Origin of the sequence: Sorangium sp. So ce1036 (assembly GCF_051369805.1) — a bacterium.
Taxonomy (GTDB): domain Bacteria; phylum Myxococcota_A; class Polyangia; order Polyangiales; family Polyangiaceae; genus Sorangium; species Sorangium cellulosum_F.
In genome coordinates, this window is record NZ_JBBMOX010000001.1 from 2,489,006 (window position 1) to 2,506,579 (window position 17,574).

14 protein-coding genes are annotated in these 17,574 nt (G+C 74.3%); 6 read left to right on the top strand and 8 right to left on the bottom strand.

The features are described from left to right. Positions 1–2 precede the first annotated feature (2 nt). Together WMF31_RS09510 and WMF31_RS09515 are read left to right on the top strand one after the other, a co-directional pair. Positions 3–2,048 carry an ATP-binding protein gene (locus WMF31_RS09510; RefSeq protein ID WP_436601620.1) on the top strand — a complete coding sequence of 682 codons (2,046 nt, stop codon included), beginning with the start codon at positions 3–5 and terminating at the stop codon, positions 2,046–2,048. Positions 2,049–2,135: 87 nt separating this feature from the next. Then, positions 2,136–2,723: a thioredoxin family protein gene (locus WMF31_RS09515; RefSeq protein ID WP_436601621.1), complete on the top strand. Its 588-nt coding sequence runs from the start codon at positions 2,136–2,138 to the stop codon at positions 2,721–2,723. Positions 2,724–2,950: 227 nt separating this feature from the next. On the opposite strand, the gene WMF31_RS09520 is transcribed toward WMF31_RS09515, so the two are convergent. Next, positions 2,951–4,426, bottom strand: a complete 1,476-nt coding sequence (locus tag WMF31_RS09520) for a hypothetical protein (protein WP_436601622.1) — start codon at positions 4,424–4,426, stop codon at positions 2,951–2,953. A gap of 2 nt (positions 4,427–4,428) precedes the next feature. Then, positions 4,429–6,672, bottom strand: a complete 2,244-nt coding sequence (locus tag WMF31_RS09525; protein ID WP_436601623.1) for an SUMF1/EgtB/PvdO family nonheme iron enzyme — start codon at positions 6,670–6,672, stop codon at positions 4,429–4,431. Here WMF31_RS09525 and WMF31_RS09530 point away from each other — a divergent pair. After that, positions 6,671–7,318, top strand: a complete 648-nt coding sequence (locus WMF31_RS09530; protein ID WP_436601624.1) for a hypothetical protein — start codon at positions 6,671–6,673, stop codon at positions 7,316–7,318. The genes WMF31_RS09525 and WMF31_RS09530 overlap by 2 nt on opposite strands. A 505-nt stretch (positions 7,319–7,823) precedes the next feature. After that, on the top strand, positions 7,824–8,855 hold the full coding sequence (locus tag WMF31_RS09535; RefSeq protein WP_436601625.1) for a hypothetical protein: 1,032 nt from the start codon (positions 7,824–7,826) through the stop codon (positions 8,853–8,855). 452 nt (positions 8,856–9,307) lie between these two features. Here the strand turns inward: WMF31_RS09535 and WMF31_RS09540 are convergent, their stop codons facing one another. From WMF31_RS09540 to WMF31_RS09555, 4 genes are all read right to left on the bottom strand, one after another. Next, a complete protein-coding gene (locus WMF31_RS09540) occupies positions 9,308–10,645 on the bottom strand; it encodes a lactonase family protein (protein WP_436601626.1) in 1,338 nt (445 codons plus the stop codon). Positions 10,646–10,816: 171 nt separating this feature from the next. After that, the gene (locus tag WMF31_RS09545; protein WP_436601627.1) at positions 10,817–11,674 is read right to left on the bottom strand and encodes an HvfC/BufC N-terminal domain-containing protein; all 858 of its coding nucleotides are present in this window, start codon (positions 11,672–11,674) and stop codon (positions 10,817–10,819) included. Beyond that, positions 11,671–12,543, bottom strand: a complete 873-nt coding sequence (locus tag WMF31_RS09550; protein ID WP_436601628.1) for a DUF692 domain-containing protein — start codon at positions 12,541–12,543, stop codon at positions 11,671–11,673. Before WMF31_RS09550 ends, WMF31_RS09545 begins: the two co-directional genes overlap by 4 nt. A gap of 32 nt (positions 12,544–12,575) precedes the next feature. After that, the gene (locus WMF31_RS09555; RefSeq protein ID WP_436601629.1) at positions 12,576–13,028 is read right to left on the bottom strand and encodes a hypothetical protein; all 453 of its coding nucleotides are present in this window, start codon (positions 13,026–13,028) and stop codon (positions 12,576–12,578) included. A 254-nt stretch (positions 13,029–13,282) separates the two neighbouring features. Here WMF31_RS09555 and WMF31_RS09560 point away from each other — a divergent pair, with 254 nt between their 5' ends. Both WMF31_RS09560 and WMF31_RS09565 read left to right on the top strand, forming a co-directional pair. Beyond that, on the top strand, positions 13,283–13,891 hold the full coding sequence (locus tag WMF31_RS09560) for a hypothetical protein (protein WP_436601630.1): 609 nt from the start codon (positions 13,283–13,285) through the stop codon (positions 13,889–13,891). A 215-nt stretch (positions 13,892–14,106) separates the two neighbouring features. Then, positions 14,107–14,475, top strand: coding sequence for a hypothetical protein (locus WMF31_RS09565; protein ID WP_436601631.1), 369 nt, complete (start codon positions 14,107–14,109; stop codon positions 14,473–14,475). 80 nt (positions 14,476–14,555) lie between these two features. On the opposite strand, the gene WMF31_RS09570 is transcribed toward WMF31_RS09565, so the two are convergent. After that, complete coding sequence (locus WMF31_RS09570; RefSeq protein WP_436601632.1) at positions 14,556–14,813, bottom strand: hypothetical protein; 258 nt, start codon at positions 14,811–14,813, stop codon at positions 14,556–14,558. 106 nt (positions 14,814–14,919) lie between these two features. Beyond that, positions 14,920–17,490 (bottom strand): ATP-binding protein, encoded by a 2,571-nt coding sequence (locus WMF31_RS09575; RefSeq protein WP_436601633.1) that lies wholly within the window; start codon positions 17,488–17,490, stop codon positions 14,920–14,922. Positions 17,491–17,574 lie beyond the last annotated feature (84 nt).

The window sequence follows — 17,574 nt, forward strand, 5'->3', positions numbered from 1 at the left end:
AGATGGACGACGCAGGTAGCTTCGAGCGGTTCTCCGGTCCCTTCTCCGAGGCGATGTTCCTGGTCTCGTCCGGGGGGCTCGTGCTGGCCTGCAACGCTGCGGCCGGCGCGCTGTGCGGGGGTGCGCCGCCGGACGTCCGCGGCCGCCCCGTGGGCGAGCTCGTGGCCGATCCCCTCGAGAAGGTGCAGCGGTACCTCGGCCTGTGCGCCAGGAGCCGCGCGATGGTCGTCGGAGCCCTCGCGTTCCGCGCCGGCTCGGGCGCGCTCCGCGAATGCCGGGTCGACGGGGCGCTCGTGCGCCCGCGCGACGGCGCGTCCCCGGCGCTCGTGCTGCTCCGCTGCCGGCTGAAGGCCGAGGCGACGCCCGGGTTCGCTGTCCTGAACGAGCGGATCGAGGCGCTGTCCCGCGAGATCAACGACCGGCGGCGGGCCGAGGCCGAGCTCCACGCCCAGCGCGAGTGGCTGCGCATCACCCTGGCGAGCATCGGAGACGCCGTGATCGCCACGGACAGGGAGGGGCGCGTCACGTTCATGAACCCGGTCGCCGAGTCCCTGACCGGCTGGCAGCGCGAGGAAGCCGCCGGGCGGCCCCTGGCCGAGACCTTCCGGATCCTGGACGAGGATACCCGCGAGCCGACCGAGGATCCGGTCTCGCGCGTCCTGCGCGAGGGGAGGGTGGTCACCCTCAGCAACCACACGCTCCTCCGGTCGCGGCGGGGCACGGAGCGGCCCATCGAGGACTCGGCGGCGCCCATCCGGGACGAGGGGGGCAAGGTGGTCGGCGTGGTGCTGGTGTTTCGCGACGCCGGCAAGCACCGCGACGAGGCGCGCCGCCGGGAGGAGCTCCTCGCGCGGGAGAAGGCGGTGCGCCAGCAGGCCGAGGCGGCGAGCCGCATGAAGGACGAGTTCCTGGCGATGCTCTCCCACGAGCTCAGGACGCCGCTCGGCGCCATCTCCGGCTGGGTGCACCTGCTCAGGCAGGCGGAGCTGCCGCCCGACCAGGCAGCGCACGGCCTCGCGGTGATCGATCGCAACGTGCGCGCGCAGACGCAGCTCATCGGCGATCTGCTCGACGCCTCGCGCATCTCCTCGGGCAAGCTGAGCCTCGACATCGAGCCGGTGGACATCGGCTCCGTGGTCGAGGCGGCGATGGAGTCGGTGCGGCTCGCCGCCGTGGCCAAGGGGATCTCGGTGCGCTTGCGCCCGGGGCCCGGGGTGGGCTTCGTCCACGGCGACGCCGACCGGCTGCAGCAGGTCGTCTGGAACGTCCTCCAGAATGCGATCAAGTTCACCCCGGGCGGGGGGCGCGTGGAGATCGATCTGCGCGCCGAGGGGTCGCTCGTGCAGATCGCGGTGACCGACAGCGGCGTGGGCGTCGCGCCGGAGCTCCTGCCGCACCTGTTCGAGCGGTTCCGGCAGGCCGACAGCTCGATCACCCGCCGACACGGCGGGCTGGGGCTGGGGCTGACCCTCGTGCGCCAGCTCGTCGAGCTGCACGGCGGCACCGTGCAGGCCGACAGCCCGGGGGAGGGCGAGGGGACCACGATCACGATCCGGCTGCCCAGGCGGGCCGCGCCGGTCGAGGCCGCGCCCCCGCTGGCCGAGCGCGACGCGCCCCGGACCTCGGAGCCGCCCCGGAGCATCCGGCGAGAGCTCGACGGGGTGCGCGTCCTGCTCGTCGACGACGACGGCGACTCGCGGGAGCTCCTCCGGCTCGTGCTCCAGCGCTGCGGGGCCGAGGTCGACGACGTGGCGTCGGCGGACGAGGCCCTGGAGCGGCTGCGCCTCTGCGTGCCGGACGTGCTGATCAGCGACATCAGCATGCCGGGGCAGGACGGTTACTCCCTGATCCGCAGGCTCCGGGCGCTGCCCGAGGCCCAGGGCGGGCGCGTGCCGGCGCTGGCGCTGACCGCGCTCGCGCGCAGGGACGACATGGAGCGCGCGCTGCGGGAGGGGTTCCAGGTGCACCTCACCAAGCCGGTCCGGCCCCCCGCGCTCTCGGCGGCGGTCGCCCGGGTCCTCGGGCGCGAGCCGCCCGGCGCGGCGTGAGCCCCGCTCGCCGCGGGGGGGTGGAGCGGTCGCGCCCGTCATCGTGCGTGATATGGTGCGCCCGGCCATCCGAGAGGAGGATCTGTCATGGCACGCACCCCGTCCACGATGCTTGAGCTGGGCACCCCGGCGCCCGACTTCAGGCTGCCGGACTTCAACGGAAAGCAAGTGGCGCTGTCGGACTTCACCGAGCCGCCGGCGCTCCTCGTGATGTTCATCTGCAATCACTGCCCGTTCGTCAAACACATCCGCCACGAGCTCGCCAGGCTGCGGCGCGACTACCGCCCCGAGGACTTGGCCGTCGTGGCCATCAATCCCAACGACGTCGTCGCCTATCCCGCGGACAACGCCGAGGCGATGGCGAGGGAGGCGCGCGAGGTCGGCTACACGTTCCCTTACCTGCTCGACGCGTCGCAGGAGGTCGCCAAGGCCTACCGGGCGGCGTGCACCCCGGACTTTTACCTCTTCGGCCCCGATCGCCGGCTGGTCTATCGCGGCCAGCTCGACGACAGCCGCCCTGGCAACGACGTCCCGGTGACCGGCCGCGACCTCCGCGCCGCCATCGACGCGGTGCTCAGGAGAGCGCCTGTCCCGTCGGATCAGCGGCCGAGCATCGGGTGCAACATCAAGTGGAAGCCCGGCAACGAGCCGGAGTATTACGGTCGAGCCTCGTGAGGCTCCCGGCCGCGGTGCAGGGCATATCGCCGCAGGCCTCCGGCGAGGGGGTTCGTGGGGCGGCGCGCGGTTGAGTGAGTCGACGGTTGATTCATCGATAGGCGTAGGCCCCCGGCGAGGGGGTTCGTGGGGCCCCCACGCCGCCCCACGAACCCCCTCGCCGGGGGCCGGGCAGCCCGGCAATACCCTCTCTCCGGGGCCGGGCAGCCCGGCAGATCCCCTGCGATTCACCCCCCTGCGCGCCGCGCGCCCGTCCCCCCGCCGCGGGCCGCCCCCTCCTCCTGCTCGCCCAGGATGGCCTTCGCCGCGCTCGCCCGCGCCGCCCCGCTCGCGACCGTCGCGTGGTCCACCACCCAGTGCGCATCGAGCAGATCCAGGTAGTCGAGGTCGAGCTGCCCCCCGGACGGCAGCATGAACACCGCCGAGATGTGCGCGTGGCTCTGCACCGCCTGCACCATCTCCCGCGGGATGTAGAGCGCCGCGTGCGTGAACAGGTGCACCACCGGCGTGCGCGGATCGTGGTGCCGCGCGAGGTCGAGATCCGTCGCGAGCTCCGCGAACACGCGCGCCGGGTTCCGGCCGCGCTCGCCCTTGAACGAAAGGATGTGCGCCGTCGGGAGCTGGCCGTTCTTCGTGCGGTGCAGCTCGTACAGGCGCGCGTCGAAGAAGCGGAACGCCACGTCCTCGCCCTCGAGCAGCAGCCGCTTGCCCGTCGCGATCGCCATCCCCCGCGCGAACGTCTGGCGATCGCCGCGCATCGAGGCCGACGCGTCGATGAGCAGGTAGTGGATCCGCCGCTGCTCGTCCCGGCTCTGCTCGCGGGCGAAATAGAGCACCTCGTTGTCCGCGATGCGCCGCGCGAGCTCCATGTCGTCCCAGGCGAGCTCCGTCAGCACCATGCTGTCGATCGAGCCGCGCGTGCCCAGCCCCGAGTAGCCGTGCGCCGCCGTGGTGCCGGCCGCGGGGCGCGTCTTCGTCTCGAGGACGCTCGGCAGGATCTCCAGCGAGAAGCTCACGATGTCGTTCGCCTCGGGCGACGAGAGCGCCGCGAGCAGGTCGACCTGGGCGAGCGCCCCGGCCGACGTCTCCGAGCCCAGCATGCCGAACAGGCGCAGCGTCTCGACGTCGAGCGCGTCCGACATCGTGAGCACGTACAGCCGCGCGACCTCGAGCGCCTCGAGCGCCCGCTGCTCGAACTCGCGCCGCGTCGACAGGAACAGCCCCCGGAGCTGCGGCTCGAGGCCCTCGAACAGCGCCGCGTCCACCGGGAGCGCCGCGCGGTACGCCGGCGCCGTGGGCGTCCGCGCCGCGACCGTGCCGAGGAGGCGCGACAGCACCACCGTGACCAGGTCGTCGTTCATCCGGAGCTGCGCCGCGCTGCGCGCGGCCTCGCTCTCGCCGAGCTCCCGGAGCACCGCCCGGTACGCCGCCACGACGCGCTCCGCGTCGCGGAGCCGGCCCGACAGCTCCTTCGGGTCGCAGCGCGGGCCGAGCTCGAGCTGCTCGCGCGGCGTCGAGAAGAGCAGGCCCGCGTCGTGCACGAGCGCGAACGGCAGCACGACCCCGAGCCGCTCCAGGCTCTGGTGCCAGCGGATCGCGCGCAGCGCGAGCGACGCGCTGAGCGGGCGCACCTGCGAGAACGCGAGCGTCCCGAGGGGGCCGGCGATCGACGGGCTCGTGAGCTGGGAGGCGGGGACGGGCACGGCTACAGGTTCATCACGCAGCGGAAGCCGATGCCCGGGGCGCTCGCCGTCGCGAGCTGGTGGTAGCGGAACGCCGGGTCGACCCACAGCGCGAAGCCGCCGTTGTACCCCCCGCCCCGGATCGCCTTGCGATCGCCGGCGGGCGCCCCCTTCGGGTTCACCTGCTCCTCGTCCTTGTAGGTCTCGAACCAGTCCGCGGTCCACTCCCACACGTTGCCGACGACGTCGTGGGCGCCGAACCGCGTCTTGCCCTTCGGGAACGAGCCGACCGGCGCCGTGCCGAAGTAGCCGTCGTCGGCCTCGTACATGCGTTGGCTCACCGGCAGCCCGCGCGCCCGCTCCCACCGCGTGCACTCGGCGCCGCACGCGTTCATGAACGTGTGGTCGCCGGGCTCGTCGCCCCAGGGGAACTTGCGCCCGTCGGAGCCGCGCGCCGCGTACTCCCACTCGGCCTCGGTCGGCAGGCGCTTGCCCTGGACTGCGCAGTACGCGTCCGCGAGGCTCCACGGCACGCAGTTGATCGGGTGCCGCGCGAGCGCGGGCTTGCCGAAGGTGCAGAGCTCGGCGAGGGCCTCGAGCGTCTCCCGGTGCGCGGCGTCGGACACCCCGTCCGCCTTCGGGAAATCCGGCACGGGCGGGGGCCGCTTGCACTCCCCCTTGTCCGAGCACGCCCGGTAGTCGCCCGCGGTCACCTCGTGCACGTCGATGCAGAACGTGTCGAGCGTCACCTTGTGGGCGGGCTGCCACAGCTTGAACGTCGGATCGTCGGAGCCCATGAAGAACTTGCCGCCCGGGACGAGCACCATGCCGGAAGGGCACTCGGTCCTGCGCGCCGGCGCCGCGGCCATGGCCGCGGCGCTCGCGGTCGCGCTCGCGGTCGCCGCGGCCGCGGTCCCGGCCGGCGGGGCCTGCGAGGCCCCGGCCGCGGGCGGCTGGTCGCGCAGCAGCCCCCAGGCGAGCGCGGCGCCGGCCGCGAGCGTGAGGGCGGCGCCGCCGAGCACCAGCGTGCGCCGCGACGTCACCGCGGGCCGCCCCGCCGTGTCCTTCGCGGTGCCGCCCGTGATGCCCGTGATCTTGCTCTCGAGCGCCGGGCCGGGCCAGGACGCGCCCGCGGACGGGGGCGCCGCGGTCGGCAGGCCCGGGGGCGCCACCAGGGTCGGCGCGAGCTGCGGCGAGGACGCCGGCGGGACGGACGCGCCGCCCGGCAGCGTGCCGGGCAGGGACGCGCGGCCCGGCCCGCTGCCCGGCAGCGAGCCGCGGGCGCCGCCGCCCGTGATGCCCGTCCAGCTCGGGTTGCCGGGGAAGAGCGCCCGGTGCAGCGCCGACCAGAAGCTCCCCATGGTCGGGAAGCGATCGGCCGGCGCGACCGCGAGCGCCCTCGCGAAGACCGCCTCGACCTCGTCGCTGACCGCGAGCCCCAGGGTCCGCGGGGTCGGCCGGCGGGACGGGTCGCGGCTCGCGACCGCGAGCTGGATGTAGTCGTCGCCCTCCAGCGCCGGCGCGCCGCCCCGCATCACCTCGATCAGGATGAGCGCCATCGCGAACACGTCCGTCCAGGGGCCGGTCGCGCCGTGGGTGCGGCTGAACTGCTCGGGCGCGCCGTAGATCGGCGTGAACGCGGTGATGTCCTTGCCGGTGTGGGCGAGCGCCGTCGCCGCGGCCGCGTGCTCGGCCATCACCTTGGCGATGCCGAAATCGAGCACCTTCACGAGCGTCGTGGCGCCGCGCGCGGGGCCGATGACGAAGAGGTTCGCCGGCTTGATGTCGCGGTGCGCGATGCCGCGCGCGTGCACGAGCTCGAGCGCGGTCACCGCCGGCTCGAGCAGCGCGACCGCCTCGCGGAGATCGCGCGGGGGCATGCGCCGCTGCGCCTCCTCGTCGAGGACCCGGTCGAGCGGGTCGCCGTCGAGCCACTCGAGGACCATGTAAGGCAGCCACTGTCCATCCGGCGCGTTGAACGTGCCGATGTCGCGCGCCTGGACGATCGAGGCCGAGCGGCTCGAGAGCTCCGCCAGCAGCTTGCCCTCCTGGATGAACCCCTGGAGCAGCGACTCGCGCTGCTCGGGCGGCGCGTTCGCGAGGAGCGTGAAGCACTTGAGGGCGACGGGCTGCTTCCAGATGACGTGCTCGGCCTTGTAGACGACGCTGAAGCCGCCCTCGCCGACGGCGCGCTCGATCCGGTACTTGTCGGCGATCAGGGTGCCGGCGATGTGGAGCGGATCGCTGCGGTCCGGGTTCTGGCTCATGAGCTCCCTGCGCACCGCGGCGGGGCGCCGGGGGAGCGCCCCGCGCGTGCGTCAGCGCCATCTTAGTGGCAGCGCGCCCGGTTGGAACCCTCTCGCGGCGCCCCGGCGGCCTTCGCCGCGCCGGCGCCGCCATCTCCAGCCGCGCGCCGGCCAGATCCTCGTCCCGTTCGACCGGGCGAGGACCTCGCGCGAGCACACCCTCCAGCGGGTCGAGCGCCAGCTCGCCGTCCGCGAGCCGACCCTCGCCCGCGACGTCGGCGTCGCGGGCGGCTACGACCACCAGGCGGGCCGCCAGGACAGCACCTGCGGCACGACGCTGGCGCTGGGCGCGGGCGATTATCTCCATGGAGCGGCCGATCTCGTTTTCAAGGTGGCCGGATCCTCGCTCTCGGCGGAAGGGGTGGTGCGCCATGCCGAGAGGGACCTGTTCGAGGGCGAGATCGACGTGGGGTGCCCGATGCGATGTTTCGATGGATTGGCGATATGCGGCTGCCTTGTGGACGGGTTGAAGGTGGCCGCGCCAGGAACTCGCCTCCTCGTCGTGCCGCGTCGCGCATGGCTGCTGCTCAGCGGCCTTTGCGCGGTGGGAGTTGCCTTATGCGCGCTCCGCAGGTCGCGCGTGGCCTGCGGCGGCGCCAGGGGCTGACGCCGGGCGGTCGGGGAGGACGGCGCCGTCGAGCTCGGTGACGTCCGCCTCGACGCCACCGGCTGCCCTGCGCGCGCCGGGCAGCGCTCAGGGGCCGGCCCTGCGCTGGCCATACGGATCCGCCGCCGGGACCCGTCGACCCGACCGATCCGCCCAGGGAGAACGCCAGATATTCACAGGCGCTTCTGCCCGAACACGGACTCTCGCAAGGTCGTCGTCTGAGCTTCGGAAAAAATGAGAATTCATGCGCGTCCGATGGAATGCCTCGGATCGTTGAGCCTGCGCGCAAGATTGGACTTTCCTGCATGGGTCGATACAAGTATGAGATCGGAATGCGGGCGCTCGTTCGCTCTGGAGCGTCGCCAGCGCCGCGCGCCCCGGGGGGATCGCCTCGTCAACGTGCCTGAACAAGCGGGGAGATCCCGGGGGGCCGCGGGGATCGGCGTCGCGCGAAGATACCGTGTCAGAGAGCGGCGTCGATCCGAGTCGGAGAAGGCCTATGATCATGAAGAATCGTCGGGCCGGGACGGCGCTCGCCGTCGCTGCCCTCGGGAGCGTCGCGGGCTGCTGGACGGCCGGAAAGATCATGTTGAGCACGGAGGAGGACCCGTACCCCGGCCTGGACCTCTATGGAAGTATAGACCCGTGCGTGACGGCCCCGCCGCCCCCCGGCTTCAGCGATCCCATCCTCCTCTGGATGGGCGAGCCGGGCGATGAGGCGTCCGTGCCGGAGTGCCCGAAGGAGGCGCCTGAGCGCGTGTTCGATGGCTACGGCGGCCTCGATCGCGCGCACGAGTGTCCTCCCTGCAGGTGCTCCGAGCCGTCCTGCGAGCTGCCCCGGGCCCTCGAAGGGAGCGCCTCGGCCGCGTGCGACGGGCCGGGATCCATGTCGTTCGACGCGCCCGCGGGGTGGGACGGCGCGTGTGCGGCGCCGGCCGCGGCGACGCCGGGGGAGATCGGCTCGCTCCGCATCCCGGCGCCGACGGTGAGCGCCTGCGAGGTGGTGGACGAGCGCGCAGGAGAGCCGCGCGATCTGCCCGCGCCGTGGGGCGAGCGCGCGCGCGGCTGCGCCGGCGTCGAGGAGGAGCGCGCCGACTCGGACCTTGACGCGACCTGCGTCGCGTCGCTCGCGTCGCGACATCCGGACTTCACGGTGTGCATCCACTATCTCCGCGAGGGCGCCCCGCGTTGCCCGGCGGAGTACCCCGAGATGCGCACGTTCTTTCAAGGCTTCGACGACACGCGCGGCTGCACGCGGTGCGAGTGCGGCCCGGCGCACGGCAGCAGGTGCATCGCGCTGGTGTCGGCCTATGAGGACCGCAGTTGCGGGCGGGTCCTCGACGCGGTGACGGTGACGCTCGCCGGCCCGAAGTGCGTCACGGGGCCGGGCCTGCGGCTGGCGAGCCTGGACGCGCAGTGGATCGAGGATGAGCCAGGCTCGTGCGCCGCGCGTGGCGGCGTGCCCACGGGTGACGTGAGCCCGAGGGGCGAGTCGTTCTTCTGCTGTCAGTCGGATGAGGCCATCTTCATCCGCTGACGGATGCGGCCGCCGTGGGCCCCGCTGCCGGGCATGCCCTCCACGGGTACAGGCGATCCCGTGGAGGAGACGAGCGGCGGCGGGACGGCACGAGAGGTCGATGCGGACGCGATGAGGGGCGGGCTCGCCGGCCCATGGCGAGCGCTTCGGGAGGGGGCACCTTGAAACTGGCGCGATTCTCGCTGTCTGCGGTGTTCGTTGGGATGGTCATGCAGGTCCTTGTCACGGCGGGCGCCGGCGGGTGCGGTGACTGCGGGCAAGTCTGCGAAGCGGAGTCCGAGTGTCCTCCTTATTTCGTCGTGTGCAGCAACGGGATAGAGGGAGACGCGCAAGGGTGCTCGAACGCCGGGTGCTGCTGGGAAGGAGCTGAGCTGTGTGAGATATTGTGCGACGCCTATGACGCCGACGTGGTGCACTGTTCACCCAGCGACGAGTAGCTCGTCGCGACGCGCTCACCGGCCCGACGGTGCCACGATCCCCACGTACGTCGGCCGGGGTACCTCGGTGACGCGGCCGGTCGGTTCGAGGGCGCCAGTCGTCTCGTCCACGTGAAACGCGACGATGCTGTCGGAGTCCTGGTTCGCGACGAGCAGCAGCTTGCCCGTCGGCGAGAGCTGGAAATGACGCGGCGTCTTCCCCTGGGTGGGCTGGTGGCCGACGGCGGTGAGCGCTCCGGTCCCGGCGTCGACCGCGAAGATCGCGATGCTGTCGTGGCCTCGATTCGAGCCGTAAACGAACCTGCCCGTGGGGGCCACCTGGATCTCGGCGCAGGTGTTCGCCAGGCCGCTCACGCCGTCCGGGAGCGTCGAGACGGTGGACAGGGCGGCGAGCGTGCCCTTTTGCGGGTCGTAGCCCAGCGTGGTGCTCGCGTCGGAGGACTCGTGGATCACGTAGGCGAGCGTCCGGCTCGGGTGAAAGTCGAGGTGCCGGGGGGTCGTGCCCGGAGGGAGGGAGAGGGCCGGCGGATCGTTGGGCGCCATCTGGCCCGTGTCCGGATCGAAGGTGAGCTGGGCTATCGCGTCGAGCCCCAGGTTGGTGACGAACGCGAACCGGTTCGACGGGGCGGTCACGATGTGATGCGACCTCGGCAGGCGACCCGGGAAGACCGCCTCGGAGACCGCCTGGCCGAGCGCGCCGTCCTGGCCGATGGGGAGCACCGCCGCCGTGCCCCCGCCGTAGTTGGCGACGAGGACGAAGCGGCCGGCGCGATCCACGGCGAGGTGGGCAGGCCCGGCGCCCTTCGAGGAGACCCTGTTGAGGAACGTGAGCGTCCCGTCCGCCGGGTTGATCCGGTACGCGCTGACCGCGCCCGACCTCTCGCCGTCCACCTCGCCCAGCTCGTTCACCGCGAAGAGGTGCCGGTGCGCCGGGTCGACGGCGAGGAAGGTCGGGTTCATCTCGGCGTCGATCGGGCCCTCCACGGCGGAGAGCGATCCGTCGGACTCGTCCAGGCGAAAGACGAAGATGCCTTGATGGCCGCCGACATAGACGAAGGGCACGCCCGCGGGCGCCGAGGCGCCGCCGCCCGCGCCGGTGCTCTCCCCGCCGCCGCCCGCGCCGGTGCTCTCCTCGCCGCTGCCGCCCACGCCGGTGCTTCCCATTCCGCTACCTCCTGCGCCGGCGCCGGTGTCGCCGCCGCCCGCGCTGCTGCGGTCGCCCGTGCCGCTGCCCGGATGGCTGCTGTCACCCCCGCCGCCGGAGGCGCCCGCCTGGGACCCGTGCCCTGTGGCGCCGGAGCCGCCGCAACCGAGCCACAGGCCGGCCGCCAGCCAGAAGAGGGTGCGTTGCATGGGTCGATCCGCCATCACCACGGGGATGCGTTACCCCCGGGCAGCGCCGCGGGGCAAGCGCGGCCGCGCGTGCTCCGGAGGGGGCGCGTCGGAGCAAGCGCGGCCGCGCGTGCTCCGGAGGGCGTGGCCGCTGCCGGCCCCGGGCGGGCAACCCCCTCCACGGGCCGGAGATCAGCGCTGCGACGGCCCGAGGAGCACCCCGCGCTCGGCGAGATCGCCGAGGAGCGCCGCGGTGCTCTCCAGCACCGGGCCGTCGACCGGGTGCTCCAGCGCAGCGCAGCCCGCGATCACGGCCTCCCCGAGCGCCTCGCCGGCGAGGAGGCGGCCGAGGATCTCGGCCGCGAGCGGCGTGAGCTCGAGGAAGCGGACCTCGTGCTCGGCGTCGCGGTACACGAGCAAGCTCACCGGCTCCCGCACAGGGACGTCGCGCGCCGCCTCGTCGGCGGACAGCCGGTGGACCGCGTGCTCGTGGCGCACGAGCGTGGCGGCCCGCTGAAAGCGCGCGCCCCGGTCGAGCGAGAGCTCCTCGCCGGACGCGCCCGACCCGGACGCGCTCGGCGTGACGGTCTCCGCGCCGTCCGGCTCGGCGCACGCCACCGCGAGCGCGACGAGCTCGTGGCGCGCGAGATCCGCGAGGTACGAGGGCACGTCCGGGTCCTCGGCCCAGCGCGGCGCCGCGAAGGCCACGAACTCGAAGGCGACGTCGCGGAGGTAGCGCGAGCGGGGCAGCTCCTCCTCGAAGAAGCGGGCGACGTCGGCCTCGAACCGCGCGCCGAGCCGCGCCGCGGTCCGCGGGATCTCGGCGCGGATCGCGCCCGTCAGCCCGCGGCGGACGAGGCGCCGGTAGAGGAGCAGCCGCCCCGGAGGGAGCGCGGCCATCGCCTCGAGGTCCGGCCCCGTGAGCCCGGCGCGCTCGAGCCACGCGCGCGGATCGGCCGCGATGGCGCCGTCGTCCTTCGCGCTCACGGTGCGCTGGAGCGCCCGCTGCAGCGCCGCGAGCTCGGGCGGCGCGCCCTCCGCGGCGCTCACGCCCGCGCCTCCCGCGCGGCGAGCCCGCGCCGGTACGCCGCGTCGACCTCCGCGACCTCGGCGAGCAGCGCCGCGAGCGGCGGCACGTCGTGGTCGCGCTCGAGCACGACGGGCACCGGCCCGGTCCGCGCGACGGCGCGGGCGAGCAGGTCGAGCACGGGCGCGATCACCGGGGCGCCGTGCGTGTCGATGAGCAGCTCCGCCTCGGCGCAGAACGCGTGCCCGGCGACGTGCATCGCGACGACGCGCCCGGGCGGGATCTTCTCGAGGAACGCAGCCGGATCGAAGCCGTGGTTCCGGGAGTTCACGTAGACGTTGTTCACGTCGAGCAGGAGGCCGCAGCCGGCGCGCTCGAGCACCTCGACGAGGAAGTCGGCCTCGTCCATCGCGGCGCGGCCCGGGACCAGGTAGGCGGTGATGTTCTCGATCGCCATCGGGCGCTCGAGCCGGTCCTCGGCCTCGCGGATGCGGGCCGCGGCGTGGGCGGCGGCCGCGGAGGTCAGGGGGAGCGGCAGGAGGTCGTGGAGGATCCTGCCGTCGACGCCGGAGAAGCAGAGGTGGTCGCTGTGGAAGGGGGGATCGAGCCGCCCGAGGAGCTCCTTGAGGGCGCGCAGGTAGCCGGGGTCGAACGGGTCGAGCCCGCCGACCGACAGGGTGAGCCCGTGCGTCAGGATCGGGCAGCGCTCCCGGATGCGCTCGATGGCGGCGGGGAAGTAGCCGCCGCGGCGCAGGTAGTTCTCGGGGGAGAGCTCGAAGAAGGGGACGGGCAGCGCCGCGGGCGGGTCGAGCGCGTCGACCGCCGCGAGCACCTCGTCGAGGAGCTCCCACCGGAGCCCGAGGCCGACGCCGGTGAGCGCGCTGCCGGTCATGGGGGGACCTCCGCGGGTACGGCGGACGCGCGTCAGCCGCAGGTGCCCTGGCCGCAGCCCGCGTGGGCGGGCTTCTTGGCGGCCGGCTTCTTCGCGGCGGGCTTGGCCGGAGCGCTCGTGGGCGCGGGCCCGGGCGCGGCGGGGGCCGGGGTGGCCGTGGGCGCGACCTGGGGCGCGGTCAGCGCCGACTGCGCGTCGGCGGGGGGCGTGGACGCGTCGGTCGAGGCCGGGGCGGCCGGTGCAGCGGGGGCCGCGGGGGCCGGGGCCGCGGCGGCCGGGGCTGCGGGGGCCGGGGCCGCGGGGGCGCCCTCGCCCGCGGCGGCGTCGCCGGAGGTGGCCTCGGCCGGGGCGGCCGGAGGTGTCTCCTGCGCGGCGGGGACCTCGGCCGCGTTCACCGGCGCCTGCGCGCTGCCGCAGCCGCTCATCACCATGGCACCCGTGCTCAGCGCGGCGAGGGTCTCGTAGATGCTCTTCTTCGACAACATCGTGTGGCTCCTCTGGTTTTCGTCTCGATGGCCGAGCGCCCGGTACGGGCGCGGCCGGGTCCGGTGTCTCCGCGGCGGCCGGAGCGCCGCTTCTCTCAGACCCGCCGGGCCGCCGCAACGGCTCACTGCGGGCGGCCGGGCCCGCGCTGCACAGGGGAAATGTGGCCCACTGTGTGCACACGCCGGCGTCACAGGCGGAACCAGTTCACGGAGGGAGACCGATGATGCGGACGCTACGATACGCGGCGGCGGGAATGTCCGTCGCTGCCACGATGACGCTCGCGCTGGCAGCGGGCGCGCAGGACACGGGGGCGACGGGCCAGCGCGGCGGCCCGCCGACCGGGGAGGTCCCTTCGGCGGATCAGCCGCTCATCCGGCGCATCCCCGAGCCCGCGATCGCGGTCGAGGGCGGCCTGGGCGTGCTGGGCTACGTGGGCGGCGCCGCGGGCATCGGCCCGAGCTGGAACGTGCGCGTGACCGGGACCCTGTCGCCGCGCGTGGCGATCGAGGGCAACTACACGGGCTCGGTGAACGAGCGTGCCACCACGGACGAGGCGCTCGTGATGACGTCGCTCGACGCGGGGGTGCGTTACAACATCATGCGCGCCGACCAGGCGGTGGTGCAGCCGTTCGTGGTCGCGGGCGTGGGCTACGTCGGCTGGGCAGGCGAGGGCGGCGACGCGTTCGCGCTGTCGGTGCCGATCAGCGCGGGGGTGGAGCGGCTCGTCACGCGCAACGTCAAGCTGGGGGCTCGGCTCAACTTCCGTCCCGCGTTCTTCGACGACCTGGCGGTGCGCGGCTCTGCGACCCCGACGGGCGGCGACAGCTGGGCGCTGCTCGCGCACGGCGGCGGCGCGTTTTGACCGGCGCGTGCCTCCTCGCGTGTTCCAGCACGATCGCCGACGCCGGCCGACCTGACCGAGGTTGCGCCCACGGCATCCTCGCGGCCGCGCGCCCCCCGGCGGCGGTGGCGAAAGCGCCGGGGGCGCGCCGTCTCGTGGAGTAGTCTGCCGGGCGCGCCGGGCGGTGGCCTGCCTCAGGGATCCCCGTCCGGACCTGACCCACGGAGAACCACGGCATGGACGCTCGGAGCCGCACGCCCCGGAGGGGCCCACTCCTCTTCACCGCGCTCGCGCTCGCCGTGAGCGCCGCCTGCACGACGCAGCAAGCGGCGCAGGGGACGACGGCGCCGGGCGTCCGGCAGGGGGACGCCTGCTCCACGGGGCCGCTGCTCGACTGCCCCGAGGGGCAGGTCGACGGCTGCGCCCTCGGGACCACCACGGAGCATCGATGCGTGGAGGCGGGGCCGGGGAGATGCCTCGACATCCGGGCTGCGCTCGTGGTGTGCAAGGACGGCGAGGTCCTGACCCACGATGGCTGCCCCGGACCGGACTACATCAAGCGGTGCGCGCCCAGGCCCGCGCTGCAACACCGGCAGCGGCCGTGAGCTGCTCCGTCGGGCCCGAGGCTCGACGCCCGCTCGACGAGCCCGCTCCGCGCGCCCCCGCCACGCGCAGACCGCCGCGATCACGCCGGTCTGCGGCCCGAGCGCCCCGGCGGCAGCTTCGTGTCCGACACGACCGGCCCCCCCTCGTAGGTGCCGGCGCCCCCCTCGCTGCCCCAGGTCTCGACCTCGCCCGAAGGCGCATCCTCCCGCTCGCCGGACGAGGTGACCGGCCCGCGCACGCCAGGCACGTCCGCCTGCGACTCGGGCCGTTTCTCCTCGCTGACCTCGTGCTCCGGGCGCTCCATACCGAGCTGGTCCTGCGTCCTCTCGCTCGCCATGCTTCGTCCTCCGGAGGGACCTCCTGGGGCCGGCGCGATCGATCGTCCACTCCTCCCTCTCCCCGCCGGGGGGCGCAGCCCCCGACGTCTCCCGGCCGGCCCGGGCTCAGCGCTCGACGTCGCCCACGGGGATCGTGAACCGGAAGGTGCTCCCCTCGCCCACGCGGCTCTCCACGCCGAGGGTCCCGCCGTGCGCCACCACGAGCTCCCGGGCGATGGCCAGGCCGAGCCCGGTGCCCTTGTAGCCGTTCCGCTGGCCCCGCCAGAACCGCTCGAAGAGGTGCGGGAGCTCGTCCTCCGGGATCCCCGGCCCCGTGTCCGCCACCGAGAACACGACGTGCTCCGCCCGGCGCTCGCACCTCACCGAGACCGCGCCCCCCGGCTCCGTCACCTTGAGCGCGTTGCTCAGCAGGTTGGAGAGCACCTGGAGCATGCGATCGCGATCGCAGGGGATGAGCGGGACGTCGTCGTCCGACGTCGCGCCCAGGCGGACCCCCTTCTCCAGGGCGAGCGGCTCGAACGTCTCGACGGCCTCCCGGACGATCTCCCGCGGATCCTGCGGCTTCCGGCTCAGCGCCAGCCGGCCCGCGCGCAGGCTCGCGAAGTCGAGCAGATCGTGGATCAGCCGGTCCATCCGGTGCGCCGAGCGCTGGATCGCCTCGATCGCCTTCGCGTCGGCCCGGTCCTCGCCGCGCGCCGCCGCGCGCCGGGTCAGCACGGCGGTCGCCGTGATGATCGCGCTGAGCGGGTTCCTGAGGTCGTGCGACACCGTGGCGAGGACCTTGTCGCGCAGCTCGATCGCGCGCTGCGCGGCCGCGTAGAGCCGGGCGTTGTCCGCCGCGAGCGCCGCCCGCTGCGCCAGATCGCGCGCGACCGCGAGGTCCGCCTCGTCGTAGAGCCGCCCGGACTCCGCCGTCGCCAGCAGGATGCTGCCGAAGGCGCGGCCCCGCGCGATCAGGGGGACCAGCATCGCCGACCGGAGCCCGAGCTCCCGGACGAGCGCCCGCGCCCGCTGCTCGCCGAGCAAGGCGAGCAGCGGGCGCGGGCGCGAGAGGTCCCGGAGGAGCTCCGCGCGCTCGCCGCGGAGCACCTGCTCCATCCGCGCGGCGAGCTCCGGGGGCGGATCGAGCCGCCGGAGCAGCGCGCGCGCCCGCCTGACCTCCTCGGGCCGCGCGTGCGTCACCAGGACCCGCCGCGCCGCCTCGGCCTCGGGGAGCGTGTGGACGACGCACCAGTCCGCGAGCTCGGGGACGGCGAGGCGGCCGAGCCGGCCGAGCGTGTCGTCGAAATCGAGGCTGTCGCTCAGGGCCGCGCTCGCGGCGGCGAGGAAGCGCTGCGCCTGCGCGGAGCGCGTCCGCTCGGTGACGTCGAAGATGGTGGCGACGCCCGCCGACACGCGCCCGTCCGGATCCCGGACCGGACTCGCGCAGACCAGGATCCGCCGCCGCGTGCCGTCGCCGCGCAGCACCTCGATCTCCTCGTCGCGCACGACCTCGCCGGCCGTGACGGCGCGCGCCAGCGGCCACTCCGAGCGCTCGTACGGCTCGCCGGTGTCCGGGTGGAACCCCGCCTCCGCGGCGTAGTCCTCGATGCCCCGCGCGGCGTCGAGCGGCCGCCCGGCGATCGCCGCGGCCTGCCGGTTCTTGAGCAGGACGCGCCCCGTCCCCCGCTCGGCGATGATGACCCCCGCCGGCATCTGCTCGATCACCTCCTCGAGCAGCGCGCGGGCGTCGTCCGCCTCGCGCATCGCCGCGCGCTCCTTCGCGGCGAGCTGCGCCTGCAGGATGAGCGCGTTCGCGCGGCTCGTCATCGTGCGGAGCATCAGGATGTCCTCCTCGGAGAGCTCGTCGGCGCTGCGCGACCCGAAGACCGTGACGCCGAGGGGGCGCGCCTCGTGGAGCAGGGGCACGCCGTAGACGGCGCGCAGCCCCCTCGACCGGAGCGCCCGCGCCGCGCCGGGCGCCGACCCGAGCACCTCGTCGAGCGAGCAGGGCTGGCCCGCGTCCAGGACCGCGCGCGCGAGCTCCCGCGCCGCGTCGATCACGGCGCCGCGCAGGGGATCGTCCTCCAGGCCGGCGCTCGCCTGGACCTCGAACGCGTCGCCGTCCCGGAGCAGCAGGATCGCCACGTCCACGGCCGCCGCGGCCTGCCGCGTGGCGCGCAGGAGCGCCCCCAGGAACGTGTCCATATCGCTGCTGCCCAGCGCGGCGATCGAGATGCGCTCGAGCACCTGGAGCAGCCGCACGCGCGCGTCCTGGTAGCGGGTCACGGCGTCCGCGATCGCGTCGTCGATCGCCTTGTTGAGCAGAATCCGCCCGCCGCCCGCGCCGTCGCCGCTCCCCTCCCGCTCCCAGAGGTCGAGGAGCACCGTGCGGAGCGTCGCGTACTCCTGCACGACGTCGGCGAGATCGTACCCCTGGCCCAGCCGGCTCAGCGCGTGACATCCGGGCATTCCGCGGAGCGTCCGGGGGACGGCGGCCCCCGTGATCGCGCCGCTCGCCACGTCGGCGATGTACTCGAGGAGGTGTGGGATGTGGTCGATCAGGACCGGATCCGACAGCCCTCTCGCGGGGCTCAGCGACCGGACTTGCGCCTTCCAGGTTTCCAGGATCGCGTCACGGCGGCGGCGGATGAAACTGGAGAGCCGCTGTGGGTTCGGTCCACCGAGCTGATCCATGCAGGCCTCCACGCACGACAGCGCGGTGCTCGCGTAGGTGTTACCTCGCGCCGCGCTCCAGTCGACGACAACGGAAGTTGAGCT